General features: G+C 64.4%; 24 protein-coding genes. 15 read left to right on the top strand and 9 right to left on the bottom strand.

The annotated features are described in order from the left end of the window. From PXK01_RS03800 to PXK01_RS03790, 3 genes are all read left to right on the top strand, one after another. Complete coding sequence (locus tag PXK01_RS03800; protein ID WP_274859054.1) at positions 1-591, top strand: GNAT family N-acetyltransferase; 591 nt, start codon at positions 1-3, stop codon at positions 589-591. 269 nt (positions 592-860) lie between these two features. After that, positions 861-1,712, top strand: a complete 852-nt coding sequence (locus PXK01_RS03795) for an MBL fold metallo-hydrolase (RefSeq protein WP_446728418.1) — start codon at positions 861-863, stop codon at positions 1,710-1,712. A gap of 41 nt (positions 1,713-1,753) precedes the next feature. Then, positions 1,754-3,181: an FAD-binding oxidoreductase gene (locus PXK01_RS03790; protein ID WP_274858925.1), complete on the top strand. Its 1,428-nt coding sequence runs from the start codon at positions 1,754-1,756 to the stop codon at positions 3,179-3,181. A 104-nt stretch (positions 3,182-3,285) separates the two neighbouring features. Here PXK01_RS03790 and PXK01_RS03785 read toward each other — a convergent pair whose 3' ends face one another. From PXK01_RS03785 to PXK01_RS03765, 5 genes are all read right to left on the bottom strand, one after another. Beyond that, positions 3,286-4,512: an MFS transporter gene (locus PXK01_RS03785; RefSeq protein ID WP_274848866.1), complete on the bottom strand. Its 1,227-nt coding sequence runs from the start codon at positions 4,510-4,512 to the stop codon at positions 3,286-3,288. A gap of 87 nt (positions 4,513-4,599) precedes the next feature. Beyond that, positions 4,600-5,079, bottom strand: a complete 480-nt coding sequence (locus tag PXK01_RS03780; RefSeq protein ID WP_274858924.1) for a fasciclin domain-containing protein — start codon at positions 5,077-5,079, stop codon at positions 4,600-4,602. A gap of 211 nt (positions 5,080-5,290) precedes the next feature. Beyond that, positions 5,291-5,830: an adenine phosphoribosyltransferase gene (locus PXK01_RS03775; RefSeq protein ID WP_274848868.1), complete on the bottom strand. Its 540-nt coding sequence runs from the start codon at positions 5,828-5,830 to the stop codon at positions 5,291-5,293. A gap of 122 nt (positions 5,831-5,952) precedes the next feature. Further along, on the bottom strand, positions 5,953-6,582 hold the full coding sequence (locus tag PXK01_RS03770; RefSeq protein WP_274858923.1) for a LysE family translocator: 630 nt from the start codon (positions 6,580-6,582) through the stop codon (positions 5,953-5,955). Between the two features lie 39 nt (positions 6,583-6,621). Beyond that, positions 6,622-7,488, bottom strand: coding sequence for an S-methyl-5'-thioadenosine phosphorylase (locus PXK01_RS03765; RefSeq protein WP_274859052.1), 867 nt, complete (start codon positions 7,486-7,488; stop codon positions 6,622-6,624). Positions 7,489-7,781: 293 nt separating this feature from the next. Between PXK01_RS03765 and PXK01_RS03760 the strand changes: the two genes are divergently transcribed. Next, entirely contained in the window at positions 7,782-9,425 is a 1,644-nt protein-coding gene (locus PXK01_RS03760) for a SulP family inorganic anion transporter (protein ID WP_274858922.1), read from the top strand. Positions 9,426-9,705: 280 nt separating this feature from the next. Here the strand turns inward: PXK01_RS03760 and PXK01_RS03755 are convergent, their stop codons facing one another. Both PXK01_RS03755 and PXK01_RS03750 read right to left on the bottom strand, forming a co-directional pair. Continuing rightward, a complete protein-coding gene (locus tag PXK01_RS03755; RefSeq protein WP_274848871.1) occupies positions 9,706-10,347 on the bottom strand; it encodes a CatB-related O-acetyltransferase in 642 nt (213 codons plus the stop codon). Positions 10,348-10,359: 12 nt separating this feature from the next. Continuing rightward, a complete protein-coding gene (locus PXK01_RS03750) occupies positions 10,360-10,965 on the bottom strand; it encodes a flavin reductase family protein (RefSeq protein WP_274848872.1) in 606 nt (201 codons plus the stop codon). A gap of 89 nt (positions 10,966-11,054) precedes the next feature. Between PXK01_RS03750 and PXK01_RS03745 the strand changes: the two genes are divergently transcribed. From PXK01_RS03745 to PXK01_RS03730, 4 genes are all read left to right on the top strand, one after another. After that, positions 11,055-11,552 (top strand): GNAT family N-acetyltransferase, encoded by a 498-nt coding sequence (locus tag PXK01_RS03745; protein WP_274858921.1) that lies wholly within the window; start codon positions 11,055-11,057, stop codon positions 11,550-11,552. 62 nt (positions 11,553-11,614) lie between these two features. After that, the gene (locus PXK01_RS03740; protein WP_274848874.1) at positions 11,615-12,121 is read left to right on the top strand and encodes an NUDIX hydrolase; all 507 of its coding nucleotides are present in this window, start codon (positions 11,615-11,617) and stop codon (positions 12,119-12,121) included. A 50-nt stretch (positions 12,122-12,171) separates the two neighbouring features. Then, positions 12,172-12,672 carry a DUF1178 family protein gene (locus PXK01_RS03735; protein ID WP_274858920.1) on the top strand — a complete coding sequence of 167 codons (501 nt, stop codon included), beginning with the start codon at positions 12,172-12,174 and terminating at the stop codon, positions 12,670-12,672. 12 nt (positions 12,673-12,684) lie between these two features. Then, complete coding sequence (locus tag PXK01_RS03730) at positions 12,685-13,326, top strand: SDR family oxidoreductase (protein ID WP_274848877.1); 642 nt, start codon at positions 12,685-12,687, stop codon at positions 13,324-13,326. 114 nt (positions 13,327-13,440) lie between these two features. On the opposite strand, the gene PXK01_RS03725 is transcribed toward PXK01_RS03730, so the two are convergent. Further along, complete coding sequence (locus PXK01_RS03725) at positions 13,441-15,198, bottom strand: trypsin-like peptidase domain-containing protein (protein ID WP_274858919.1); 1,758 nt, start codon at positions 15,196-15,198, stop codon at positions 13,441-13,443. A gap of 251 nt (positions 15,199-15,449) precedes the next feature. Between PXK01_RS03725 and PXK01_RS03720 the strand changes: the two genes are divergently transcribed. From PXK01_RS03720 to folP, 7 genes are all read left to right on the top strand, one after another. Next, complete coding sequence (locus tag PXK01_RS03720) at positions 15,450-16,409, top strand: glycine--tRNA ligase subunit alpha (protein WP_274848879.1); 960 nt, start codon at positions 15,450-15,452, stop codon at positions 16,407-16,409. A gap of 14 nt (positions 16,410-16,423) precedes the next feature. Beyond that, positions 16,424-16,945, top strand: a complete 522-nt coding sequence (locus tag PXK01_RS03715) for a DUF6446 family protein (RefSeq protein WP_274858918.1) — start codon at positions 16,424-16,426, stop codon at positions 16,943-16,945. 100 nt (positions 16,946-17,045) lie between these two features. Beyond that, positions 17,046-19,271, top strand: a complete 2,226-nt coding sequence (gene glyS, locus PXK01_RS03710; RefSeq protein WP_274858917.1) for a glycine--tRNA ligase subunit beta — start codon at positions 17,046-17,048, stop codon at positions 19,269-19,271. Between the two features lie 165 nt (positions 19,272-19,436). Beyond that, on the top strand, positions 19,437-22,001 hold the full coding sequence (locus PXK01_RS03705) for a putative PEP-binding protein (RefSeq protein WP_274858915.1): 2,565 nt from the start codon (positions 19,437-19,439) through the stop codon (positions 21,999-22,001). A 169-nt stretch (positions 22,002-22,170) separates the two neighbouring features. Next, a complete protein-coding gene (locus PXK01_RS03700; protein WP_274858913.1) occupies positions 22,171-22,818 on the top strand; it encodes a cell wall hydrolase in 648 nt (215 codons plus the stop codon). A gap of 138 nt (positions 22,819-22,956) precedes the next feature. Further along, positions 22,957-23,877: a dihydroneopterin aldolase gene (locus tag PXK01_RS03695; protein ID WP_274848884.1), complete on the top strand. Its 921-nt coding sequence runs from the start codon at positions 22,957-22,959 to the stop codon at positions 23,875-23,877. Beyond that, positions 23,874-24,872 carry a dihydropteroate synthase gene (folP, locus tag PXK01_RS03690; RefSeq protein WP_274858912.1) on the top strand — a complete coding sequence of 333 codons (999 nt, stop codon included), beginning with the start codon at positions 23,874-23,876 and terminating at the stop codon, positions 24,870-24,872. Before PXK01_RS03695 ends, folP begins: the two co-directional genes overlap by 4 nt. Here the strand turns inward: folP and PXK01_RS03685 are convergent. Then, complete coding sequence (locus tag PXK01_RS03685; RefSeq protein ID WP_274848886.1) at positions 24,869-25,771, bottom strand: DMT family transporter; 903 nt, start codon at positions 25,769-25,771, stop codon at positions 24,869-24,871. The two genes, folP and PXK01_RS03685, sit on opposite strands and share 4 nt — an antisense overlap. Positions 25,772-25,779: the final 8 nt, after the last annotated feature.

The raw sequence follows: 25,779 nt of genomic DNA, 5'->3' as shown, positions 1-25,779 counted from the left end.
CTGCTGCTTTCCCGTCGCAAGGTCCGGCTCGAAACCGAACGGCTGACGCTGAGGCCGCCGGTGCATGGCGATTTCCAGACCTGGGCGGCGCTGCGCCTGCAGAGCAAGGATTACCTGACCCCCTGGGAACCGGTCTGGGCGCCGGATCATCTCAGTCGCAAGGCCTTCACCAACCGGGTCTATTGGGCGCAGCGGGCGGTGTCCTCCGGAACGGCGCTGCCGCTGTTTCTGATCCGTCGTGAGGATCAGGAATTGGTCGGGGCGATCACGCTGGACAATATCCGCCGCGGCCCGGCCCAGGCGGGGACGCTTGGCTACTGGACGGGGCAGTCCTTTGCGCGCCAGGGCTACATGGCAGAGGCGATCGGGGCCGTCGTGCATTATGCCTTTGGCAAGCTCGAACTCAGCCGGATCGAGGCCGCCTGCCTGCCGGAAAATGTCGCCTCGCGTGGGCTGCTGGAACGGTCCGGCTTCAAATACGAAGGCGTTGCGCAATCATACCTTCAGATCAACGGGCGCTGGCGGACGCATGTGCTCTATGCCAGCCTGCGCCATGATCGCCGTGGCAAGACCCAGGTCGGCCAGGCCTGACGGCAGCCTTATCTCGCTCCGCTGGCGTGGCGCTCCCGCCCCCGCAGGTGCCCCGGCTGCGCCGGAAACCCCTTGGCGGCCTTGGGCATGGCACCGTGCAGGGCACGGTGCAGCGCCGCGCAGATGCGCGGCGCCGGGCCCAACCGGGGAGAGGCATTCCATGAATGTCGCGACCTGGGCGGGAGGGTTTTGCCTCCTGTTCGGGATCTATTGCGCTGAATTTATGATAGACCGGCTGACAGAAGGGTTTCTTGCGCTACTGTTGTGTCATGCGCCGACTGTCTGTTCACCTCCTTGCGATGTCCTTTGCCCTGCTCTTTACGATGCCTGCGGCGTCTCAAGAGCATCGCGCCAGCCATTGCATCGCCCTGGCGGAGGCGGCGCCGGGCATCCGCTACCTCCACAAGGCCAGTTGGCGGGCGCCGGTGCCGGAGTATTCGGTGCGTATCCGATATCTCGCCCATGCCAGCTTCCTGATCCAGACCGAAGGCGGGTTGAGCGCGGTGACCGATTTCACCGGCTTCACCGGATCGGCCGATTTCATGCCCGATGTGGTCACCATGAACCATGCCCATGAAACCCATTGGACCGCCCATCCCGACCCCGCGATCCCGCATGTCCTGAAGGGCTGGGGAGAGTTCGGAGAGGGGATCGATCATCACCTCGACCTGGGCGAGATGCTGGTGCGCAACGTTCCGACGGATATCCGCTCCCCTTACAGTGACGGGGTAGAGGTGGCCGGGAACTCGATCTTCGTCTTTGAGGTCGCGGGCCTGTGCATCGGTCACCTTGGCCATCTGCACCACATGCCGACGCCCGAGCAATTCGCCGCGCTGGGACGTCTTGACGTGGTGATGGCGGCCGTGGATGGCGGCATGACCCTTGCACTGCCCGAAATGGTGGAGGTCCTGCTCCGCCTGCGATCCTCGGTCATCCTGCCGATGCATTGGTTCACCGACTTTTCGCTGGAGCGTTTCCTGATCCAGATCGGCAACCAGGCTGAGGGAGAGTTCGATGTGGTGCAGGAGGGCGCGGCGGATATCACGGTCTCGCTGCGCAGCCTGCCGGACCGCCCGACAATCCACGTGCTGCGCCCCGCTTACCTGCGCAAGGAGGAATAGCCCCTCTTGCCTTGGGCGCCGGGATTGGACATGCAGGAGGTATGACACTGAATGCCGCCACTCCCGACTTCGCCGCCCGTCTTGCAACCCTTGTGCCGGACGGCGTGCTGTGCGCGGCCGAGCCACGCTACCTGGAAGAGCCGCGCGGGCGGTATCAGGGGCAGGCCGGGGTGCTGGCATTGCCCCGTAATAGCGAAGAGGTCGCCGCCCTGATCCGCGCCGCCAACGCAGAACGGGTGCCCGTGGTGCCCTATGGCGGTGGCACGGGGCTGGTCGGGGGGCAGGTCATGGCCGAGGGCCCGGCGCCGCTACTCTTGTCGCTGGAAAAGATGACGGCGATCCGCGCGGTCTATCCGGAGGAAAACGTCCTGATCGCCGAGGCCGGTGCGATCCTGGCGGATGTCCAGGCGGCGGCGGCAGAGGCCGGGCGCCTGTTCCCGCTGTCGCTGGCGGCTGAAGGCTCGGCCCGGATCGGCGGCAACCTTGCGACCAATGCGGGCGGGGTCAATGTGCTGCGCTATGGCAATACCCGCGATCTGTGCCTTGGCCTTGAGGCGGTTCTTCCCAGTGGCGAGATCTGGCACGGGCTGTCCCGCCTGCGAAAAGACAATACCGGCTATGATCTGCGTAACCTGTTGATCGGCTCCGAAGGGACGCTGGGGGTGATCACCGCGGCCTCCCTGAAGCTGTCGCCAATCCCGGCCGGGCGTGGCACGGCACTCTTCGTGGTGCCGTCCCCGCATGCGGCGATCTCGCTATTGTCCCTGGCGCGTGATGCCGTGGGGGAAGGGATCAGCGCCTTTGAGCTGATGCATCGCCAGGGATTGGAGTTCCTGGCCGAGACCCTGCCACAGGTGCGCCAGCCCTTTGCAACAGCCCCTGAATGGTGCGTGCTGATCGAACTGGGCCTTGCGCGCGGGCTCGATTCCGAGGTGGCACTGGCCGACCTGTTCGAGGCGGCAGTGGAGGCGGACCTGGCCTTGGACGGGGTGATTGCCCAATCCGAGGGGCAGCGCGATGCGCTATGGGCGGTGCGCGAAATGATCCCCGAGGCGAACCGGCTGATCGGCGCGATCTCCAGCCATGATATCTCGGTGCCGATCTCGGCCATTCCAGATTTCATCCGGCGCGGCGGCGGGGCCATTGCGCAGCTGGGGGACGGGGACATGCGGATCAACTGCTTTGGGCATCTGGGCGATGGCAACCTGCATTACAATGTCTTCCCGGCGGCTGGAAAGGCGCGCAAGGATTATGAACCGCTGTACGACAAGGTGAAACGCACGGTGCATGATCTGGTGCATGACTTCGGGGGCTCGGTCAGTGCCGAGCATGGGATCGGCCGGTTGAAGGTCAGCGATCTGGAACGCTATGGCGATCCGGTGAAATTGGAAATGATGCGGACGATCAAACAGGCTTTGGACCCGCATGGGATCATGAACCCCGGTGCGGTGCTGCGGCAGGGGGGGTAGCGCTCCCGCGCCCGCGGGATCTGGCTGGGCCAGAACCCGGACGGCCTTGGGCCCGGCAGCGGGCGGTGCCCGCTGTGTGCGGGTTGCCATGGCGGTGCGAGGCGTCAGGCCGCGGTAGGTGTTGCGGAGGGTCGCTCTGTACGGCTGCGCATCAAAAGCCAACCGATGATCAGGATATTCAGCCCGTTCCAGGCGATACCGTTGACAAAGGCCATCTGGTAGCTGCCGGTGACGTCATAGATCCAGCCGGACATCCATCCCCCCAGCGCCATGCCGAGGATGGTCATCATCATCACGAAACCGACCCGGGCGCCTGCCTCTTTCGGGGGCATGTATTCCCGTACGATCAGGGCATAGCTGGGCACGATGCCGCCCTGGGCGAGCCCAAAAAGCGCGCTCACCAGGTAGAGCGGTACCATCCCGTCAAACGGTAGGTAGAAGAACAGGGCGATACATTGCAGCACCGATCCGATCAGCAGGATGGCAACGCCGCCCAGACGATCGGCCGCAAGCCCCGAGATGATCCGGCTGACCACGCCGCCCAGGAGCATCAGCGACAGCATTTCGGCCCCCACGGCCGGGCCATATCCCAGCCCCACGCAATAGGCGACAATATGCACCTGTGGCATCGACATCGCCACGCAGCAGCCGATCCCGGCAAGCCCCAGAAGCCATTGCAGGCTGCGCGCCGACAGGCCCGCGCTGCGCGCCTTGAGCGCCGAGGCCGCATCAGAGGCGGCATAGGCCTCTGCCGGGACCCGGCGCCGCAGCAGCAGCGCAAGCGGGATCACCACGGTAACGGTAATCGCAGCGAGGGCAAGATAGACCATGCGCCAGCCGCTGGTCTCCAGCAGGCCTGCCAGCAGCGTCGGCCAGAGCGCACCGGAGAGGTAATTGCCGCTGGCCACCAGCGCCACGGCAATGCCGCGCCGCCGCAGGAACCAGTGGGAGATATCAGCGATCAGCGGCCCAAAGCCGACGGCGGTTCCAAGACCCAGCAAAAGATGCGTCAGGGACAGGAGCGCCATGCTGGGCGCAAGGGTCGACAGCACATAGCCGGATGCCGTGGCGCAGACCGCTCCGATCAGGGAGAGGGTGATGCCAAAGCGATCCACCAGCCGTCCGATCGCCAGGTTGCCAAGGGCAAAGCCCACCATGGTCAGCGTGTAGGGCATCGAGGAGGCGGCGCGCCCGGCGCCAAATTCCGCCTCGACCGCGGGCATGATCACGATGATGGCCCACATGCCCACATTGGCCACGGTTGCAATGGCCAGGGTCACCAGCAGGCGAAGCCAGGAGTAGCGGCTGTCGAGGATATCGGAAGTTGTCATGTCGGCACGCTAGGGCGCGGGCCGAGAGCCTGCAATAGAATTCGCCGGCCCCTGTCTGGGGCAGGAGCCGACTAATCTGCGCGGGCGTTACTTGGGCAGGATCACCTTGTCGATCACATGGATCACGCCGTTGCCTGCTTCGATATCGGCGGTGACCACGCTGGCGTCATTGACCATCACGCCCTTGTCCAGGTCGATCATGATAGTGCCGCCCTGGACGGTGGCCGCGCTCATGTCATCGGAAAGGTCGGTGGACATCACCTTGCCCGGTACCACGTGGTAAGTGAGGATCGAGATCAGCTGGTCCTTGTTCTCGGGCTTCAGCAGCTCTTCGACGGTGCCTTCGGGCAGGGCGGCAAAGGCGGCATCGGTGGGGGCGAAGACGGTGAAGGGGCCCTCGCCCTTCAGGGTGTCAACCAGACCCGCGGCCTGAACCGCGGCAACCAGGGTGTTGAAATCGCCGGCGCCGACGGCTGTATCGACGATATCCTTGGCCTGACCGCCGGCAAATGCCGCCCCGGTCATGAACAGGGTTGCGGCGGCTGTCGTCATCATCTTGCGGAACATCTGGGTTTCCTCTCTGTTTCGATTGCAAGACGCCCGTCACAGGCATCACGGTCACTACGGCAAAGACGGAAACCCGGATGTGGCGAAATTCAGCCGCCGGGGCTTTGACAAAAAGGCCGCCGGAACTAAGCCCGGCGACCTTTTGATTTCCAGTAAAGTCAATGTGATCACTGCGTGAGGATCCTGTTATCGAGGCGGCTGATCCGCGGCGTCAGTCGCCCTCGAACTCGCAGAGCACATGGACATCCATACCCATGTCTTCGAGCTTCTTGCGCCCGCCCAGATCGGGCAGATCGACGACAAAACTGCAAGAGACGATTTCACCGCCCAGGCGCTCGATCAGCTTGATGCCGGCCCCTGCGGTGCCGCCGGTGGCCAGAAGATCATCGACCACCAGAACCTTTTCACCGGGCTGGATGGCATCGTCGTGGATCTCGACGATCGCCTCGCCGTATTCCAGCTGGTATTCCTCGCTGATGGTGGTGCCGGGCAGCTTGCCCTTCTTGCGGATCGGCACGAAACCGACGCTCAGCTGGTGTGCGATGGCGCCGCCCAGGATGAAGCCGCGCGCCTCCAGGCCGACCACCTTGTCGATCTGCTCGCCCGCATAGGGGTGCAGCATCTGGTCGATGGCCATGCGAAAGCCGCGCGGATCGGCAAAGAGCGTGGTCACATCGCGGAACATGATCCCCTCGTGCGGGAAATCGACGATGGTGCGGATGTAGTCCTTGACGGCGGTCTTCTTGGGCATGGATGGCTCCTGCTTGCGGGGACGGTTGGCGTTTGCTCATGGCGTTTGGATCGCAAAGGCGACCTGGGCCGCTCCGGGGTTTGGCCGAAGCGCGCCCTCCATGCAAGGGAAACCTTGGGAGATCAGACTGCCGGGCGCCGCAGCAGGGCGGTGAACAGCCCCATGCCAACCAGGGCCGCCCCGCCTGTACGGGTCAGCGCGCGGATCGCGGCAGGTTTCGCGATCCAGTCGCGCATGTGCCCGGCCAATAGCGCATAGGCCAGTGCGTTGAGCGCGGCCAGGGTCACGAAGGTGGCGATCAGGATCGAGAACTGCGGCAGGAGCGGTTCACTTGGGCGCATGAACTGCGGCACGAAGGCGATGAAGAAGGCGATGGACTTCGGGTTGAGCGCGGTCACCAGCGCCGCATGGCCAAAGACGCCGCGGGTTTCTCCGCTGGTGCTGTCCAGAACGGTGAGGCCACCGGTGGGGGCGCTGCGCCAGAGCTTTACCCCCATCCAGATCAGATAGGCGGCGCCCACCCATTTCAGCACCGAAAACAGCGTGGCCGAGGTCAGCACCAGCGCCCCAAGCCCCAGCAGCGAGGCGGTCATGGCGATGAAATCGCCAAGCGCGACGCCAAGTGCGGTCGCCACAGCCACCTGTCGGCCGCGGGAGAGCGCATAGCTCAGCACCAGAAGGATGGTGGGGCCGGGGATCAGCAGCAGCGCCACGGATGCGGCCACAAAGGCAAGCCAGAGGTTCAGATCCATCGTCGTCTCCTGTGTGGTTCGGGGGCCTTGACCTCAGGGTCAGGCGTTCAGAACGCGCCCGGCCACGGCGTCCAGCTTGGACAAGAGCGCCGGGTCGCGTTTTTCGGGGGCGGTCATGATGGCAAACTCCAACGCCCGGTCGCAGCCATGCGGGCAGGGCGCGCGCTCGGCGCCGAGGATGCCGGGCAGGCGGCGCACCAATTCGCGGCCATTGTTCGAATTGCCCTGAAGCGTCGCCAGAATCGCACTGATGTCCACCGCGCCGTGATCCGGGTGCCAGCTGTCATAGTCGGTGACCATGGCGATGGAGGCGTAACAGAGCTCCGCTTCACGGGCGAGCTTGGCCTCGGGCATGTTGGTCATGCCGATCACGTCGCAGCCCCAGCTTTCGCGGTACATCTTGCTTTCCGCGACGGAGGAAAACTGCGGTCCCTCCATGCACAGGTAGGTGCCGCCCCGGTGCACCTTGATGCCCGCATCGCGCGCGGCAGCCTCGGCGGCGTCGCTCAGGCGGTCACAGGTGGGGTGGGCGACGCTCACATGGGCGACGCAGCCGGTGCCGAAGAAGGATTTCTCGCGGGCAAAGGTGCGGTCGATGAACTGGTCCACGATGACGAAATCGCCTGGCGCCATCTCTTCGCGAAACGATCCGCAGGCAGAAACGGAAAACACATCCGTGACCCCAAGCCGTTTCAGCGCGTCGATATTGGCGCGGTAGGGCACTTCGGTCGGGGAATGCACGTGACCGCGCCCGTGGCGGGGCAGGAAAGCCATTGTTACGCCGTCCAGCGTACCTGTCAGGATCTGGTCCGAGGGGGCGCCCCAGGGCGTTTCCACATTGACCCATTCGGCCCCGTCAAGCCCGTCGATGTCATAGATGCCCGAGCCGCCGATCACGGCGATCATGGTCTGTTTCGAAGTCTCTGCGCTCACCTCTGGGTCTCCCGCTGGAATACTGACTGGAATATTGGCGTTGCCTTGTTGTGCCGCCGGGCCGATGCGTTGGCAAGAGGGGCATCCTGTTGACGCGGTCATTGCAGGCCGATGGTTTTCGCGGCGATGCCCCCATAGGCGATGGGCAAACTGCGGGCAGGGAAAAGGGCAACACGGCGGAGAAGGCCCGCAAACCTTGTGTCACGGGGCGATTTGGTCTAGGGGCGGGTCAGCACAGTGACCTCCTCCAATCACAGGTATTCTTGATGAAACGCGCCGCCATGGCCCTTTTGGCCAATCGTATCTCTCCGCCCAACCTTTCGATCATGCAGGACGAGGGCTGGTCCGTGGGCCGGGTGCGGACCGAGCTTCTATCGGGGCTGACCGTGGCGCTCGCCCTGGTGCCCGAGGCGGTGGCCTTTGCCTTTGTCGCGGGCGTGCACCCGCTGGTCGGCCTTTATGCGGCCTTCATGGTCGGTCTGATCACGGCGGTGATCGGCGGGCGGCCCGGCATGATCTCTGGCGCCACGGGGGCGCTGGCGGTGGTGATGGTGGCACTGGTGGCCGAGCATGGAGTCGAATACCTCTTTGCCACGGTAATCCTGATGGGGATCCTGCAGGTCATTGCCGGGGTGATGCATTGGGGCAAGTTCATCCGCCTGGTGCCGCATCCGGTGATGCTGGGTTTCGTGAACGGTCTGGCCATCGTGATCTTCCTGGCGCAGCTGACGCAGTTCAAGGTGCCGGGCACGGGTGGGGCCGAATGGCTGAGCGGCATGTCCCTGTACCTGATGCTGGGTCTTGTGGGGCTGACCATGCTGATCATCTGGGGCACGCCTAAGATCACCAGCGTCATCCCGGCGCCGCTGGCGGGGATCGGTATCGTGGCGATCCTGGTGATTGCACTGGGCCTTGATGTACCGCGCGTCGGCGACATGGCTTCGATCGAGGGCGGACTGCCGAGCTTCCACAACCCGTTCGGCACCGGCGAGGGGCTGTATGGCACCATGCTGGCGCCCTTCACCTTCGAGACCTTCCAGATCATCCTGCCCTATGCGGTGATCCTGGCCGCCATCGGGTTGATCGAAAGCCTGCTGACCTTGAACCTGGTGGGAGAGATCACCGGCAAGCGCGGCGGTGCCAGCCAGGAGTGTATCGCGCAAGGCACGTCCAATATCGTGACCGGATTTTTTGGGGGCATGGGCGGCTGCGCCATGATCGGCCAGTCGATGATCAACGTGAAATCGGGGGGCCGCACCCGCATCGCCGGGATCGCCGCGGCGCTGTTCCTGCTGCTGTTCATCGTCGTGGCCTCGCCGCTGATCGAACAGATCCCGCTGGCCGCCCTGGTGGGCGTGATGTTCATGGTGGTGATCGGCACCTTTGCCTGGAACAGCTTCAAGGTGATGACCAGGGTGCCGTTGACGGATGCCTTTGTCATCGTGCTGGTGACCGTTGTGACGGTGATGACCGACCTTGCCATTGCCGTGGTTGTGGGTGTGATCGTTTCGGCTCTGGCCTATGCCTGGAACAACGCCCGCCGCATCCATGCCCGAACCCGTGAGTCCCAAAGCGACAAGGGCGCCAAGGTCTATGAGATCGAGGGACCGCTGTTCTTTGGCTCCACCGACGGCTTCATCGAGCTGTTCGATGTGGCGGGCGACCCCGACCGCGTGATCGTCGATTTTGCCAACAGCCGCGTGGTGGACCAATCCGCTCTGCAGGCGATCGAGGCGCTGGCGGCCAAATATGAGGAGGCGGGCAAGACCATCGTGTTGCGTCACCTCAGCCGCGATTGTCACCAGCTTCTGTCCAAGGCGGGTCACCTGATGGTCGATAGTGATGATGACCCGGAATACGCATTGGCGGTGGATTATTCGGTCAAGACGGGGGTTTTGGGCGGGCACTGAGTGCAGCCATAGTTCTGTATCGGGGGCCTGTGGATGCGGATCCACAGGCCCTTTTGATTGGAAGATCATCTCGGGCTCACCAAAGCAGCAGCATCAGATCCCCCCTCGCGCTGCCCGTCTGGCACAAGGCCTGCCCGGCGTGACAAGCAAAATGGCCGTATCCACGCCCCCCCAAAAAAGGGGGGGCGCGGAGCCTCGGCAATTTGGCTTGCACTTGACCCGGCCTTGCGCCCTTGGGCCTGCGTCGAGGGTGGCTCCGAAGCAGCAGCTTGGGCGGGGCTTAGTCCGGGGCGAGGCTTTCGAGCATGTCGAGATCGCCAGAGGTCAGCGCAGGTTCGGCGCGCAGGATCAGGTCGACCGGCCAGTCCCACCATTTCAGCGCCAGCAGCCGCGCGATCTGGGGCTTGGAAAAGCGGAACCGTTCGGCGCGACCCGGATTGCCGGTGACGATGCCATAGGCGGGCACCGTGCCACGCACCACGGCGCCCGCGCCGATGATGGCGCCATCGCCGATGCGGGCACCAGGCAGGATCATTGCGCCATAGCCGATCCAGACATCGTTGCCGATCACCGTATCGCGGGTATCGGGCTGAAACCCGGCCATCTGATCAGGATCAAAGACCGGGAAGGGGTAGCAGGAGAGCCCCTCCTGCCCGTGATTGGCCGAAGAGGTGATGAAGCGTGCGCCATGGGCGATCTGGCAGAAGCGCCCGATCACCAGCCTCTCGCGCGCGCCGGGAAAGAGATAGGGCGCCAGATGCGCTGCCCAGTCCTGTGGTGGATCGAAATCCGAGGCATAGCTATAGGCGCCGACTTGAAAGTTCGGATGGTCCACCGCCTGTTTCAGCATCACGGTGCCCGCGTGGGGGCTGCCGTCGGGCAGGATGATCGGGTGGCGCAGGCCGGGATCGGGCAGGGGCATGGTCCAGTCGCCTCAATCGTCGGGGCGCGCCAGCGAGAAGACCTCTGTCACGCGGGAGTAATCGCGGTAGCCAAGGCGCGCGAGCGGCTCGAAGGTGGTGACATCGAACAGCCCGTCCTTCAGGCAATCGTCGCGCAGGTGCACGCCGGTCACCTCGCCAAAGGCGACGCGGTTGGAGACGCCGGGCAGGTCGACGATCTTGGTGAGCTTGCATTCCAGCGCCGCAGGGGCATCTGCAATCCGGGCGCAGTTGATGGTCTCGCATTCAACCGCTGTGAGGCCCGCATGAGCGAACTCATCCACCTCTTTGCCCAGGGTCTGCGAGCTGGCGTTCATCGCATCGCGCATGGCGTAGGCGACGATATTGACGCAGAAGACGCCGGTTTCCTCGATATTGGCCATGCTGTCCTTGGTGTTCGCCTGGTCGTCCTTGCTGCCTGTCGAGGCGAACATCACCTGGGGCGGTGTGTAGGCGACGCCGTTGAAGAAGGAATAGGGCGCCAGGTTGTTCACGCCGTCGCCCGAGCGGGACGAGATCCAGCCGATCGGGCGCGGGGTGATCACAGCGTTGAACGGGTTGTGGGGCAGGCCGTGGCCGTCTTCGGGGCGGTAGAACATGCGCATCTCCAAGTGTTTGCTCAATGCTTAGGCCCGTGTTAGGGCGATTTCCACCCCTCTTGGGACGATTTCGCGGAGGCGTGAGTGGCGTGATCGAATTGAAACCGGAGCAGCCCGACGACCGCTGGGAGGTCGAGGCCCTATACGATCTGTGCTTTGCGCCGGGGCGCGAGGCGCTGTCCTCCTATCGTTTGCGCGATGGGGTGGCGCCGGTTTCGGGATTGAGCCTGGTGGCGCGGGATGAGCAGGGCATCCTGGCCGGTGCGATCCGGTTCTGGCCGGTGCATGTCGGGGCGGCGGATGCGCTATTGCTGGGGCCGGTTGCGGTCCACCCCACGCATCAGGGCGAGGGGCTGGGGGGCTCGCTGATCCGCGACAGCCTGGCGCGGGCGGTTGAGAGCGGCTGGAAGCGGGTCATGCTGGTGGGCGATGCGCCCTATTACAGCCGGTTCGGGTTTGAAAAACTGGCAGGCGCCGTGATGCCGCCGCCGACCAACCCCGAACGGGTGCTGGGCCTGGCCCTGTCAGAAGGGGCCTGGGATGACATCCGTGGGGATGTGACCCGATGGCACCGCAATTGTGCGTGAATCTGCAAAGCCCGCTTCAATAGCGCCCCGGTTATCTGCTATCACAGGGTCAGGAAGGGGCGATGCCCCGCACATCAGGTGTTGACCCATTGAACCAATCGGCGCTCTCTGCTGTCTCAAAGACGCAGACGGATACCGCGACACAGGTCGCAGCCCTGTGTTTTCGCATCACCAGGACCGGAAAGCCGCGGATCCTGATGATCACTTCGCGTGGAACCGGGCGCTGGATCCTGCCCAAGGGCTGGCCCATCCCGGGACGCAGCCTGGCCCAATCCGCCGCGATCGAGGCCTGGGAAGAGGCGGGCGCGCGGGGCGTGCCGCTGGATCAGTGCCTGGGGGAATACGCCTATGAAAAGTGGCGGCGTGAATTGACACCTCTGCCCTGTGTGGTGCGTGTCTATCCGGTGCTGGTCACCGGGCTGCAGGACAATTTCCCGGAGCAGGCGGAACGGCAGCGGGCCTGGAAGTCCCCGCGCAAGGCCGCAGCGCTGGTGCAGGAAAAGGGATTGCAGGGGATTTTGGCCGGGTTCGATCCGCTGACACTTGGCTCGGATCTTTTCAACTCTTGAAGTTTGGGCACCGCAGTACCTATTGGGCAGGAGCAGCAACGGGATAACAGATGATACGTTACAGCCTGAAATGCGCCGAAGGCCACAGCTTTGACAGCTGGTTCCAGTCCGCCGCCGCCTATGACAAATTGGCCGTCGCCGGGCTGGTCTCCTGTGCGGTCTGTGGCTCGGAGAAGGTGGAAAAGGCCATCATGGCGCCGCGCGTGCGCCCCGGCCGCAAGGCGGTCTCCTCGGTCGGCGAGGCCGAGAGCCCTGATGCGGCGCAGCCCTCGAACAGCCACGAACCGGCGGCCCCGGCCCAGACGCAAGGCGCCCTGAGCGCGCCGGCCAGCGAAATGGAAAAGGCGATCCAGGAGCTGCGCAAGAAGGTCGAGGAGAACTCCGACTACGTGGGCAAGGATTTTGTATCGCAGGCACGGGCGATGCATCTGGGCGATGCCCCGGCCCGTGCGATCCATGGCGAGGCGCGCCCGGAAGAGGCCAAATCGCTGATTGAAGACGGGGTGCCGGTGCTGCCTTTGCCGTTCGGCCCCGCGCGAAAGACGAATTGAAGGGATCCATCCATGCATGCAGTTGTCACCGGGGCAAGCCGGGGTATCGGGCGGGAGTTGGTCACGCGGCTGACGCAAGCCGGGCATGAGGTCACCGGCACCTCCCGCGATCATTCCTCCGGCGTGCGGCTGGATGTCTGCGATCCCGGTCAGCAGGCGCGTTTTGCCGCGCAGCTTGGCGACAAGCCGATCGATCTTCTGGTCTGCAATGCCGGTGTCTACCTCGACAAGGGGATGGCCCTGGAGGAATACACCGCCGAGGTTTGGGCCAAGAGCCTGGCGGTCAATGTCACCGGCGTATTCCTGACGGTACAGGCGCTGTTGCCGAATCTGCGGCTGTCCAAGGTGCCGAAGATCGCGATCATCTCCTCGCAGATGGCGAGCCATGCCCGCGCCCCGGGGGGCAGCTATGCCTATCGCGCCTCCAAGGCGGCGGCGCTCAATATCGGGCGTAACCTGGCCAGTGACCTGCGGCCCGAGGGCATCGCGGTCGGGATCTACCACCCCGGCTGGGTGCGCACCGACATGGGCGGCAGCGAAGGCGAGATTTCGGTTGAGGAGTCCGTGACCGGCCTCCTGCATGAATTCGATGTGCTGGATATCGAAACCACCGGGTGTTTCCATACCTGGGATGGGCGTATCCACGCCTTCTGAGGCGCTTTTGTCTCAGACTGCCAAAGAACAAAGGCCGGAGCAGATCTGCTCCGGCCTTTCTTGATGGTCAGGGGGCATGCCTGAGGACGGCATGCAAAGGGAGGGCGGCGGCCCTCAGTCCCAGCAACTGACCAGGACGGTCATGCCGGTGGCATGGCGCACCAGGGCTTCGTTCGAGAGCGCGCTGCCATCCCCCGCCTGTTCGGAAGCCTTGACGCCTGCCGCGAGCAGGGCTTCGCGCAGGGTCGCGGCGGAGAGGCCAAAGCTGACGCCCTCGGGCAGGATGCGCCCCTGGATCTGATGCGGCAGCAACATGCCCAGTACCGCGCCAGAGGCATCCAGGACCGGCCCGCCGACATCGCCAGGCTGGGCGCTCAGATCCAGGCGGATGACGCCGCTGTCGCCATCCAGGCTCTTGAGGTCGGCCAGGGTGCCAAAGGTCAGGCTGGGGGCGCCCAGGACCCCTTCGTAGGAAAAGCCCGAAGCGGCGACGTCGGATTTCAGACGCGGGGATTGGGTGATGAAGCCGGCCACGGCGATGGGGGCCAGCTTGTCGACGGGCTCCAGGATCGCCAGGCCGGTTGCCGGGTCATTGACCGCAACCGTGGCCTGATACCCGTGATCGAGGGTGATCCGGCTGCAGCCCGCGACCACATCCGAGGTGGTCACGACGGCGCCGTTCTGCCCCACGAAGAAGCCCGAGCGCGACAGGCGCGGTTTGCGTACCTCGAGACCGGCCAGCAAATCCACGCTCTGTGCCAGATCGCTGCCCGCGGCATCGTCCAATACCCCGTCGATCCGGGTGAAACTGTCCTGCATCGCGGCCAGAACACGGGCGCGGCGGGCATCGTCCCCGGCGGGCCAGATCAGGGTAAAGCCCTTGATCTCGCCGTTTTTCAGGCTGGCTTCGGTATGGGAGACGATCCGGCCATTGCGTCCTTCGATGGTGAAACTGTCGCTGCCGCGTTCACGCGGGCCCTCCAGCGGGACGACTTCCAGCGTCTGCATGATGTCATAAAGGCCGAACAGGGTGTTCTTGTCGCCGCGCTGGCTGATCAAGAGCACGCGCACTCCAAGGTCGCCACTGCTGTCATATTGGGCAAAGGGCGATTCATAGCGGGCAAAGGCAACTTCGCCAGCGGGAATTTGCATGGTAATGCCCGCACCGGTATCCATGACCTCGGCCATGCCGACGGAAATCAGCGGCGCATTGTAATCGTCGAGCAGCAGCTTGCGCTGGGCGGTGGTCAGAACGCCGGTGGGCTCAAACCCCTTGTAGACCTGCCAGTCGGACATGGATTGGCGGGTGCCCCGGCCAAAGGAGCCATCGATGGCCGCGGTGTAGAAACCGGCGGCCTTGAGGGCGACTTGCAGCTCCATTTTCTCGTCGCGGGACAGGGCCTGTTCGCTGCGGCGCGCCTGTGCGGGCGTCTCATCCGGGAGGGTCACCTGCGGTTGCGGTGCGCTGACGGCGGGGTCTGCGGCCTGCGCCGTGACCGGGGCCACCGCCGTTGCCTGATCGCGCGCACCAACCGGGTAGAACTGGTTGCGCAGATTGGCCTGGAAGGCGATGAAACTGTCGCGCGGGATCTGTCTTTCGGTGCGGTAGACCTGCAGGACCCGTTCCGCATCGGCGCGCGAATAGGGGCCGAGCACGATACCGTACCATCCTGCGCCAAGGGTGAACCCGGCCACATCCGGCAGGCGGGCGGCATAGGACTGTGCTTCCTGTTGGGCCTCGGCAAGCGAGGGGCGCGCGGCGATCTGAATCCAGACGCTTTCCTGACCGGCCTGTTGCGCCTGCACCGGGGCAACCAGATAAAATGCAATTGTATTGAGCGCCAGCAGCAGGGCGGTGAGTATTCTTTTCATTGCAGGACCTCTATCCCGATGGGGTAAAATGTTGGAGCGCAGATAAACATTTTGCCGGGACAAATGAAACTCCCGGGAGGGGGGAATTCATCGCTTGATGCAGCAATCCATCACCTTTGATCCAATCCGAGGCACAAGGCCCGCCTGTGCCGGACATGCGGCACGACTAGCCGTTGACCATGGGCGGGGGCTTGCATAGGAAGAACACCGCATTTGCTGTCCTATCGAGATGTCCCAGAGAGGGATCTGACATGACCCAGACCACCAGCGGCGCTGCCGCCTCTTCCGCTCCTGCGGGCGCCCCGCGCTCTTTCCAGGAGATCATCCTGCGGCTTCAGGCCTATTGGGCATCCAAGGGCTGCGCCATCATGCAGCCCTATGACATGGAAGTGGGCGCGGGCACCTTTCACCCGGCCACGACCCTGCGCTCGCTGGGTTCGGCGCCCTGGGCCGCCGCCTATGTGCAGCCCTCGCGCCGCCCGACCGACGGGCGCTATGGTGAGAACCCGAACCGCTTGCAGCACTATTACCAGTATCAGGTGCTGATCAAACCGAGCCCGCCGAACCTGCAAGAGCTGTATCTTGGCAGCCTCGAAGCCATTGGCATCGACATGGAGCTGCACGACATCCGTTTCGTCGAGGACGACTGGGAAAGCCCGACCCTGGGTGCCTGGGGACTGGGCTGGGAGGTCTGGTGCGACGGTATGGAAGTCAGCCAGTTCACCTATTTCCAGCAGGTGGGCGGCCATGACTGCGCCCCGGTCTCCGGCGAGCTGACCTACGGGCTGGAACGTCTGGCGATGTATGTGCTGGGCATCGATCACGTGATGGACATGCCCTTCAACGATCCGGATGCGCCGATCCCGCTGACCTATGGCGATGTCTTCAAGCAGACCGAAGAGGAATACGCGCGCTGGAACTTCGATGTCGCCAACACCGAGGTGCTGCTGCGCCACTTTGAAGAGGCCGAACAGGAATGCACCCAGATCCTGTCGCAGGAGCATATCGATCCCAAGACTGGCAAGCGCATCATCATGGCGCACCCGGCCTATGACCAGTGCATCAAGGCCAGCCATATCTTCAACCTGCTGGATGCGCGCGGGGTGATTTCCGTCACCGAGCGTCAGGCCTATATCGGTCGTGTGCGGGCGCTGGCCAAGCAATGCGCCGACGCATTCGTGCAAACCGAAGCGGGCGGCCAGGCCGCCTGAGGGGGATAGATGCCATGCTGGGCAAGGTTCTTGCAATCATCCTGGGGATCTCGGCGCTGGTCGCCGGGGCCTCTATGTACTACCTGCAGGTCTATGGGTTCTACGAGGATGTGACGCTGCAGCCGGGGCGCGATGTGGTGCTGACACCGCTGGACGGCTCGGATCCGCGCCCGATCGCCTATGAGGGTTTTCAGGCGATCGATGCCGACAGCTCTCCGATCCGCTATAGGGCTTGTTTCACAACCCGTCTGACGCCGCAGGATCTGGCCCGGGAATACACCCTCTCCCAGCTGACCACGCCGCGCAATGCGCCGGGCTGGTTCGACTGTTTCGATGCCGCTGCCCTGGGCGCCGCCTTGCAGGATGGCTCGGCAACCGCCTTCCTTTCGGTCAAGAACATCTCTTACGGGGTGGACCGGATCGTGGCGATCACCGACCAGGGCCAGGGCTTTGCCTGGCACGAGCTGAACAATTGCGGCAAGCAGACCTATGATGGCAGCGCCATCGTCACCGAAGCCTGCCCCGAACGGGATTGATGAAAAACCTGTCAGCCCGCCACCCGTTACTGTACTGACCGACTGAAGACTGTCTTGCGCCCCCCCAACCACACTGCGCAACTACCCCAGAGGACCTGGAATGCCCGACCTGCTGATTGAACTGTTTTCCGAGGAAATCCCGGCCCGCATGCAGGCGCGTGCGGCGGAGGATCTGAAAAAGCGGATGACCGACGGTCTGGTCGAGGCCGGTCTCACCTATGCGGCGGCCCATGCCCTGTCGACACCGCGCCGCCTGACCCTGGCGCTGGAGGGCCTGCTGGCCGAAAGCCCCACCATCCGGGAAGAGCGCAAAGGCCCCAAGGTCGGCGCGCCGGACAAGGCGGTCGAGGGCTTCCTGCGCGGTGCCGGGATTTCCCGCGATCAGCTGGAAGAGCGCGACACGCCCAAGGGCGCCGTCTACTTTGCCATGATCGAAAAGCCGGGCCGCCCGGCGGCGGAGATCATCGCCGAGGTTCTGGAAACAACGATCCGCAATTTCCCCTGGCCGAAATCCATGCGCTGGGGGGTTGGATCCCTGCGCTGGGTGCGTCCCTTGCAATCGATCCTCTGCATCCTGTCGGATGAAGCGGGCGCCGAAGTCGTGCCCTTTGAAATCGATGGCCTGACGGCAGGCGACACCACGCAAGGCCATCGCTTCATGGCGCCGGGTGCCTTTGTGGTCAGCTCATTCGAGGATTACAGTGTCAAGCTGAAGCGTGCCCATGTGATCCTGGATCCGGCGGAACGCGCCGATGCGATCTGGCATGACGCCACCAACCAGGCCTTTGCCGCAGGGCTTGAAGTGGTCGAGGACAAGGGCCTTCTGGCCGAGGTCGCGGGCCTCGTGGAATGGCCGGTGGTGCTGATGGGCAAGATCGATGACGATTTCCTCGGCCTGCCGCCCGAGGTGCTGCAGACCTCGATGAAGGAGCATCAGAAGTTCTTCTCGGTGCGCAATCCCAAGACGGGCCGGATCGAAGGCTTCATCACCGTTGCCAACCGCGAGACCGCCGATCACGGCGCCACCATTCTGGCGGGCAACCAGAAGGTGCTGTCGGCGCGTCTGGCCGATGCGAAGTTCTTCTGGGAGAACGACCTGCGCATCGCCAAGGCGGGCATGAGCAGCTGGACCGAGGCGCTGGCGAATGTGACCTTCCACAACAAGCTGGGCACCCAGGCCGAGCGGATCGAACGTATCGCCGCGCTGGCGCGCGAGCTGGCGCCGGTGATGGGCGCCGATGCGGATCTGGCCGAGCAGGCCGCGCGTGTGGCCAAGGCGGATCTCTCGTCCGAAATGGTCTATGAGTTCCCCGAGCTGCAGGGCCTGATGGGCCGCTACTACGCCGAGGCAGCTGGCTTGCCGCAGGACGTTGCGAACGCCTGCCAGCAGCATTACTCGCCGCTCGGGCCCTCGGATGATGTGCCGACCGAGGCGCTTTCGGTCGTGGTCGCCCTGGCCGACAAGCTGGACACGCTGACCGGCTTCTGGGCCATCGACGAAAAACCGACCGGCTCGAAGGATCCCTTTGCCCTGCGCCGTGCCGCGCTGGGGGTGATCCGTCTGGTGTTGGAAAACGATATCCGCACGCCCTTGGATCAGCATATCGATGCGCATCTGCTGCGGCACGAGCTGGCGCAGAACGGTGATGATGCGGTGTCGGCAGGGCTGATGAAGGACATGATCGAGGAGATTGCCGACCACGGTGTCTTTGGCTCGGCCGTGCGTACGGTTCTGGATGCCTTCGATGGGGATCTGCCCAAGCATATGGAAGAGCTGAAGGAGAGCCTGCCGGATGTGTCGCGCGATCTCCTGGGCTTCTTCCATGACCGCCTGAAGGTCTTCCTGCGCGATCAGGGCATCCGTCACGATGTGATCGACGCCTGTATCGCCATGGCGGGTAATGACGATCTGACCCTGCTGGTCAAACGCGCCCGCGCGCTGGAGGCCTTCCTAACGACCGAAGACGGGGAAAACCTGCTGCAGGGCTTCAAGCGCGCCAACAACATCCTGTCCCAGGCCGAGGAAAAGGACGGGGTGGAGTATTCCTTTGGGGCCGACAAGAAATTCGCCGAGGACGAGAGCGAAAACGCGCTGTTCGATGCGCTGGAGCTGGGCGAGGGGGCGATCTCCTCGGCCATCAAGGCCGAGGATTTCGCGGCCGCCATGGGCGGCATGGCCGCGCTGCGGCAGCCGATCGACGCCTTCTTCGAGGCGGTGCAGGTCAACTCCGACAACGATATCGTGCGTCGCAACCGGCTGAACCTGCTGGGCCAGATTCGCAAGGTCTGCGGCCAGGTGGCGGATCTAACCCGGCTGGAGGGCTGAGCCCGGCGCATCGCGCCAAGGCAGTAAGTTGAAACGCCGCGTCCCGAGCGCGGCGTTTTTTCTTGGAATGACGGCGCGCCGCCGCTTCCCCCTTGCAGGAGCGCCAAGGGGGCTTATGCTGCAGGGCGCGGCAGGTGCCGCAGTGCAGAAAGTTCAGGATAGACCATGCCCGATGCGCCCCTGGCCACGCTGATCACCCCGGTAGCTCCGATTGCAACCTCCAGTCATGGCGGGCGGGCCAAGTGCCTGCAGCGGCTGGTGCGGCTGGATCTGCCGGTACCGCGCACGGTCGCGCTCTCCTTTGATGCGGTGCATGAAATCGCCAGTGGCGACATGCCGGACATCGACAAGATCCTGGCGAGTTTTCCCGCCGATGCGCTGCTCTGCGTGCGCCCCTCCTCCGAGGATCCCGATTGGGGCGGTCCCGGTGCGATCCTCAATATCGGCATGAACGAGGCGCGCTGCAAGGAACTCTGCGCGCGCCTCGGCGAGGAGGCGGCCGCGGGTCTGTACCTGCGCTTCGTGCAATCCTACGCCGTGCATGTGGCGCGGCTTGACCCGGATGCCTTTGACGATGTGGAGGATGGCGGCCCCGACGCCCTGCGCGAAACGCTGCAGGCCTATGAGGCGGAAACCGACGAACCTTTTCCGCAGGATCCGGCCGAGCAACTGGCCGCGGTGCTGCGCTCCATGGCACGCGCCTGGGAGGGGACCTCGGCGCGGCTGTTGCGACAGGCCAAGGGAGCCCCGGCCGATGCGGGGCTTGGCCTAGTGGTACAGGAGATGATCCCAGGCCTGGGACAGGGCGAATGCGGATCCGGCGTTTTGCAACTGGTGGAGCCAAAGACCGGCAAGCCGCAGTTGACCGGGCGCTACCTGAGCCAGTCTCAGGGGCGCGAGGCGCTGGGCGATGGCGCCGGGGCCTTGTTCCTGGAAAAGGACGCGCGCGGTCCCTCGCTGGAGGAACTGGCGCCGACGGCCTTTGCGGAGCTCAAAACCCATGCCCAGCTGATGCGGCGGCGCCTGCGCGAAGAGATGCAGGTGGAATTCGTGATCCAGGACGATACCGTTCATATTCTGGATGGGGTGCGGGTGGCGCGCTCGGCCCAGGCGGCGGTGCGCATTGCCGTGGCCCTGGCGCAGGATGGGATCATCCCTGCGCATGAGGCGGTGATGCGGGTCGATGCCCATGCCATGAACGAGCTGCTGCACAGGCAGGTGGCCCCGGACGCAAAGCGTGACGTGATCGGTTCGGGGATCGCCGCCAGCCCTGGTGCGGCCACTGGCGCCCTGGTCTTTACCGCCGCCGAGGCCCAGGCCAGCGCGGCGCGGGGCGAGCCCTGCATCCTGGTGCGGCGCGAAACCTCTCCGGAGGATGTGCGCGGCATGCATGCGGCGGTTGGCGTTCTGACCGAACGGGGCGGCATGACCAGCCATGCGGCGGTGATCGGACGCGGGCTGGGCGTGCCCTGTATCGTCGGTGCCTCGAACATGAAATTCCCTCCGAAAATCAAGAAACTGATTGCCCAGGACGGTCGGGTCTTCTCGGCGGGCGATCTGGTGACCATCGATGGCAGCAGCGGCCAGGTTCTGGCCGGAGAGCCGGAAATGCTGGAGGCGGCACAGGACGATGCCTTCCAGACCCTGTTGACCTGGGCGGACGAGGCGCGGGACATGGGCATTCGCGCCAATGCGGACACACCTGCCGACGCCCAGACCGCCCGCAATTTCAAGGCCGAGGGCATCGGGCTGTGCCGCACCGAGCACATGTTCTTCGATCCGGGCCGCCTGACCATGATGCGCGAGATGATCTTCGCCGAAACCTCGGCCGGGCGCGCGGCGGTTCTGGCGCGGCTCTTGCCGATGCAGCGCAAGGATTTCCGGGAGTTGTTCCGCATCATGGAGGGGCTGCCGGTCTGTATCCGCCTGTTTGATCCGCCCTTGCATGAATTCCTTCCCACCACGACCTCGGGTCAGCGTGAACTCTCCGAGGCGCTGGGTATTCCGGTCAGCGATGTCACCCGGCGGGTCGAGGAGATGGAAGAATACAACCCCATGCTGGGCCTGCGCGGCGTGCGGCTGGGGGTGACCGTGCCGGAAATCTACGATATGCAGGCCCGCGCCATCTTCGAGGCCACGCTGGAAGCCTCGAAGGAGGGCGCGCCGGTGGTGCCCGAGATCATGATCCCGCTGGTTTCGGCCAAGCGCGAGGTCGAGCTGGTCAAGGCGCGCATAGATGCGGTGGCCTCGGCGGTCAGCGCCGAGCGTGGGCAAAGGTTCGATTACCGTCTTGGTGTCATGGTCGAAACGCCGCGCGCCGCCCTCAGGGCCGAAGAGATTGCACCGCACACGGCCTTCCTCAGCTTCGGGACCAACGACCTCACCCAGATGACCTACGGTCTGTCGCGTGACGATGCCGGGCGGTTCATGTCCAACTACGTGCAGCAGGGGGTCTTTCCCGAGGATCCATTCCATGTGCTGGACGTGGATGGCGTGGGAGAGCTCCTGAAACTGGGGGTGCAAAGGGGGCGAGCTGGGCGGGCCGATATCACGCTTTCGATCTGCGGCGAACATGGTGGCAACCCCGAATCGATTGCCTTTTGCCGGGAGGCGGGCTTTGACTACGTGTCCTGTTCGCCGTTCCGGGTTCCGGTCGTGCGCCTGGCCGCAGCTCAGCTGGCGATTGGTGAAAAGATCGGAAAAGCCGCTCCAACCTACGCAAAAATTTAACGAATTCCTCGTTTATCGACGCCCAAGAGGCGACACCTCTAGGCCGGTTGCCGCCGTAGGGGCTGGACCAATCTTCCGTATAGGTGGACGATAGGCTCAGTATCCGTTAAGTGCTGCGACCGCGCATTCTGGGGAGGCCGCGCGCAAGCTGACAAACGAGGATCTGTAGATGAAACTCCTGACGCTGGCTGCCACTCTGGCTGCCCTGACGGTCACAACACCCGTCGCCCAGGCCGAGACCGGGCTGAATTCCCTGTTCAAACGCGAGCAATCCGCCCTGAATACCGTTCCCGAACGCCGGTTGAGCGGCTTGTTCGGCTTCAAACGCAGACAGTCCGACGCATCGGCGAAAGACGTTAAGTTCACCCGCGACTGGCTGGATGCCCAGCCCAAGGCAAAGGGCGGTGAGCAATTCGCCTGCCTGGCCGAGGCGCTCTACTTCGAAGCGCGTGGCGAGACCGTCAAGGGGCAGTTCGCCGTGGCCGAAGTGATCCGCAACCGGGTCAATGCGGGCCAGTTTCCCGGCAGCTACTGCGGGGTGATCAACCAGGGCACCGGGCGCCGCTACCAGTGCCAGTTCACCTATACCTGCGATGGTCATGAAGAAGTCATCCACGAGAAACGCGCCTATGAGCGGGTCGCCAAGGTGGCGCGCCTGGTGCTGGACGGGGTGGATACCGGCCTGACCGAGGGGGCGACCTATTATCACACCACCGCTGTGCGCCCGCGCTGGAGCAGCCACTTTACCAAGACCGCGCGGATCGGGGTGCATCTGTTCTACCGCGACGACCGCTATCGCACCGCGTCGAACGATTAACCGCATCTGACACCAGCACGTGACCCGAAAGGCGTTTTCGCGTGCTGGTGCGGCGCAAGCGGGCCTGATATGGACGGAGCAGCAAAGGTAAGGGTGTGACACCGACCCTGTTACACCGCCAGACAAAGGCCCGCAGCCATGCCCTCAGAGATCCGTCTCGCTTTTGAACACCCCTCGGAACGCTCCATCGCGACAGCACCCGGTGGCCCGCTGGACAGGATCTCCCTGCGCGACCATCTGGTCGAGGTGGAGATCGGCGCCTTTCAGGCCGAGCGCGGTACGACGCAACGGATCTGTTTCAACGTGGTGGTGGAGGTGGCACCGCTGCCTGCGGATCTGGATGACGACGTGGATCGGATCCTGTCTTACGACAAGGTGACCGAGGCGATCGCCTACGAACTGGCGGCGGAACGGCTGAACCTGCTGGAAACGCTTGCGGAACGGGTGGCTGAGCGGATCCTGTTGGAGCCGCAGGCGATCCGGGCCTTCGTGCGGATCGAAAAGCTGGACCGTGGCCCCGGCGCGCTGGGGGTGGAGATCGTGCGCTCCAAGGACCAGGTCAGCCATGTGGTCGCGGCGGAAGAGGTGCTGCATCCGCGCCTGATGTATCTTTCGAATGCGGCCATCGACAGCGACAACCTGACCGGCTGGATCGATCAGATGGAGTGCCGCCAGCGTCCGCTGATCCTCTGTGTCGGGGCGCATGACCTGGAGGTGCCGCAGACCGGTCACAAGATGACCCAGCGCCGGATCGACCTGCTTGCGATTGAACAGAACGCCTGGCGCCTTGCGGCCAGGGATCATCGCTGCAAGGTGGTCGCGACCCGGACCGAGCTGGACTGGGCGATGAAGAATGGTCAGATCTGCGTCTGGGCGCCCTCCAAGATCGTGCTGGACGCGGTGGATGGGCCCTCTGCCGCGCCGTCGGATGCGGTTGCGCTGGCCGCCTGGTTCGCGGCAACATTCGAGGCGGAAGAGATGATCGTGATCGGTGCAGAGCTGCCTGCGGAACGGCAGGTCACCTTGCGCGCCGTGGATGTGGAGCAAGACAGGCTTTGATGTATTACCGCCCCATTGTGCAGCACGGTGAAACCCGCCCCGAGGGCGCTGTGCCGCTGGCGGGCAGGTCTTCCTTGTGGTTTTCCGACGTCGAGCTTCTGAGCCGCGATGGCCCGCCGCGCCTGATGCCGGCCGGGTTGATCCCGGAAGAGGTGCGCCACCGCCTGAGCTTTCGCCGCGCCGCCATTGCCGGGCTGGACATGACGCAGCCGCAGGTCATGGGCATCCTCAATGTGACGCCCGACAGTTTTTCCGACGGTGGCCGCCATGCCGGTGCAGAGGTGGCTTGTGCTGCTGCTCTGCGGATGGTGGAGGAGGGCGCCAGCATCATCGACGTGGGCGGTGAATCCACACGGCCCGGCGCAGATTTCATCCCCGAAGAAGAAGAGATCGCCCGTACGGTGCCTGCGATCGAGGCGATCAGCGCGGCCTCCTCCGTGGCGATCTCTATCGATACCCGCAAGGCCCAGGTGGCGGTGGAAACGCTGGAGGCCGGCGCGGGGCTGATCAACGATGTCTCTGGCTTCACCTTCGATGCCGCCCTGGCACCGGTGGCGGCGCAGGCGGGGGTGCCGGTTTGTGTGATGCATGCGCAGGGCGATCCCGCTACCATGCAGGCGGATCCCAGCTACGACAACGTCCTGCTGGATGTCTATGATTTCCTCGCCCAGCAGGTGGACCGGCTGGAGGCGATTGGTGTCCTGCGCGATCGGATCGTGGTGGATCCGGGTATCGGTTTCGGCAAGACGATGGAGCATAACCTGACGCTTCTGCGCGGGCTCAGCCTGTTTCACGGGCTGGGCTGTCCGATCCTTCTGGGCGTGTCGCGTAAGGGTTTCATCGGCAAGATCGGCGGCGCGGCGCAGGCGGATCAGCGCGCGCCCGGGTCGATCGCTGTTGGCCTTGCCGGGCTGGCGCAGGGCGTTCAGATCCTGCGGGTGCATGATGTCGCCGAAACCGTGCAGGCCGTGCGGCTGTGGCAGGCGGTGCGCTAGGCGCGGGAAAAGAGCCGTCTCAGGGCACCCCACTGGCTGATGCAGAGGCCGCTGAGGATCAGTGCCATCGCCAAGAGCAGGGAGGCGGGCAGGGCCTCGCCCAGGAACACCGCGCCGATGAGCACGGACCAGACCGGCACCTGGTAATTGGTCAGCGTCATGAAGGTGGGGCCGGCCTCGCGCACGACGATGACCCTCAGGAAATTGGCCGCCGCCGTTGGGATCAGGCCCAGAAACGCGATGATCGCAAGGGTCTGACCGTCGGGCATGACCGGCGGACCTTCAAGGATCCAGGCGGTCGGCACGATGATGACGCTGCCGATCACCAAGAGGATCGCGGCAAGACCCACCGGATCTACCGGTGGCAGGCGGCGGGTGAGGATCGAACTGACCGCATAGCAGGCGGCTGCGGAGAGGCAGGCGAGGCGGCCCAGGAACTCGAGCTCGGAATTGCTGCTTTCAAAGGCCTTGCTGCCGATGAGCAGGGCAACACCGACAAAGCCGATCACAAAGCCGATCAGCCGCCGCAGGATCATGCGCTCTCCGGGGACAAAGACATGCGCCAGGGGCAGAACAAACAGCGGGATGGCCGCCATGCTGAGACCGGTGAACCCGGCCGAGACATATTGTTGCCCCCAGTTGATCAGCATGAAGGGCAGCGCCGAGCTGGCAATCCCGATGAACAGCACGGCGGGCCAGTTGCTGCGCTCCCTAAACAGCCTGTCGCCGCGCCAGGCCCAAATCGCACACAGCAAAACTGCGGCAAAGCCAATGCGGCCCGCCGCCAGCCAGAAGGGGGTAATGCCGTCCAGGGCCACTTTGATCAGGGGGAAGGTGCCGCCCCAGACCAGCCCGAGGGTGGCAATCATCGCCCAGTATTTTCCCATCCGCTCTGGCATTGTGCTAT

This window comes from Phaeobacter sp. PT47_59 (assembly GCF_028890025.1).
GTDB lineage: Bacteria > Pseudomonadota > Alphaproteobacteria > Rhodobacterales > Rhodobacteraceae > Phycobacter.
This window is presented reverse-complemented; position numbering and strand designations above follow the sequence as displayed.

Coding starts and splice junctions, on each gene's coding strand:
- PXK01_RS03795 (WP_446728418.1), top strand. CDS start 861: ATGCGCCGACTGTCTGTTCACCTCCTTGCGATGTCCTTTGCCCTGCTC.
- PXK01_RS03790 (WP_274858925.1), top strand. CDS start 1,754: ATGACACTGAATGCCGCCACTCCCGACTTCGCCGCCCGTCTTGCAACC.
- PXK01_RS03785 (WP_274848866.1), bottom strand. CDS start 4,512: ATGACAACTTCCGATATCCTCGACAGCCGCTACTCCTGGCTTCGCCTG.
- PXK01_RS03780 (WP_274858924.1), bottom strand. CDS start 5,079: ATGTTCCGCAAGATGATGACGACAGCCGCCGCAACCCTGTTCATGACC.
- PXK01_RS03775 (WP_274848868.1), bottom strand. CDS start 5,830: ATGCCCAAGAAGACCGCCGTCAAGGACTACATCCGCACCATCGTCGAT.
- PXK01_RS03770 (WP_274858923.1), bottom strand. CDS start 6,582: ATGGATCTGAACCTCTGGCTTGCCTTTGTGGCCGCATCCGTGGCGCTG.
- PXK01_RS03765 (WP_274859052.1), bottom strand. CDS start 7,488: ATGATCGCCGTGATCGGCGGCTCGGGCATCTATGACATCGACGGGCTT.
- PXK01_RS03760 (WP_274858922.1), top strand. CDS start 7,782: ATGAAACGCGCCGCCATGGCCCTTTTGGCCAATCGTATCTCTCCGCCC.
- PXK01_RS03755 (WP_274848871.1), bottom strand. CDS start 10,347: ATGCCCCTGCCCGATCCCGGCCTGCGCCACCCGATCATCCTGCCCGAC.
- PXK01_RS03750 (WP_274848872.1), bottom strand. CDS start 10,965: ATGTTCTACCGCCCCGAAGACGGCCACGGCCTGCCCCACAACCCGTTC.
- PXK01_RS03740 (WP_274848874.1), top strand. CDS start 11,615: ATGCCCCGCACATCAGGTGTTGACCCATTGAACCAATCGGCGCTCTCT.
- PXK01_RS03735 (WP_274858920.1), top strand. CDS start 12,172: ATGATACGTTACAGCCTGAAATGCGCCGAAGGCCACAGCTTTGACAGC.
- PXK01_RS03730 (WP_274848877.1), top strand. CDS start 12,685: ATGCATGCAGTTGTCACCGGGGCAAGCCGGGGTATCGGGCGGGAGTTG.
- PXK01_RS03725 (WP_274858919.1), bottom strand. CDS start 15,198: ATGAAAAGAATACTCACCGCCCTGCTGCTGGCGCTCAATACAATTGCA.
- PXK01_RS03720 (WP_274848879.1), top strand. CDS start 15,450: ATGACCCAGACCACCAGCGGCGCTGCCGCCTCTTCCGCTCCTGCGGGC.
- PXK01_RS03715 (WP_274858918.1), top strand. CDS start 16,424: ATGCTGGGCAAGGTTCTTGCAATCATCCTGGGGATCTCGGCGCTGGTC.
- glyS (WP_274858917.1), top strand. CDS start 17,046: ATGCCCGACCTGCTGATTGAACTGTTTTCCGAGGAAATCCCGGCCCGC.
- PXK01_RS03705 (WP_274858915.1), top strand. CDS start 19,437: ATGCCCGATGCGCCCCTGGCCACGCTGATCACCCCGGTAGCTCCGATT.
- PXK01_RS03700 (WP_274858913.1), top strand. CDS start 22,171: ATGAAACTCCTGACGCTGGCTGCCACTCTGGCTGCCCTGACGGTCACA.
- PXK01_RS03695 (WP_274848884.1), top strand. CDS start 22,957: ATGCCCTCAGAGATCCGTCTCGCTTTTGAACACCCCTCGGAACGCTCC.
- PXK01_RS03685 (WP_274848886.1), bottom strand. CDS start 25,771: ATGCCAGAGCGGATGGGAAAATACTGGGCGATGATTGCCACCCTCGGG.